The following is a 332-nucleotide window of genomic DNA, read 5'->3' as shown; positions in this document are numbered from 1 at the left end:
AGTAAGGAATATCTTTGCCACCGGTGAAGGCCACGTCGCCCCATCCTGCAAAGAAGGCGAAGGTTTTTGGCCCCAGGTCACGCGCCGGGTTCATCGCAAAACCGGTTAGCGGGCCCATAGACGCACCGATGACGGCGATCAACAGACCAATCAACAGCGGTGCCAGCGGGCCACGCGGAATACCGTTGCCGTCATCGCCCAGCGCCATGATGACGCCCATCAGAATAGCGGTAATCACCATTTCAACTGCGAACGCCTGCACAAAATTGATATGCGGGTTCGGGTAGGTTGAGAAGATGCCAGCCAGATCCAGACTTTCGACGCTGCCGCGC

General features: G+C 57.8%; 1 protein-coding gene. It reads right to left on the bottom strand.

Features of this window, described 5'->3' with window-relative positions; all coding sequences use genetic code 11:
- Window positions 1-332, bottom strand: a 332-nt coding sequence (locus GB932_RS00780; protein ID WP_197517193.1) for an MIP/aquaporin family protein, incomplete at both ends; no start/stop codon positions are given.

The organism is Microbacterium karelineae (assembly GCF_009745985.1).
GTDB lineage: Bacteria > Actinomycetota > Actinomycetes > Actinomycetales > Microbacteriaceae > Microbacterium > Microbacterium karelineae.
The sequence above is the reverse complement of the archived record's forward strand: the minus strand, read 5'-3'. Positions and strand labels throughout refer to the sequence as shown.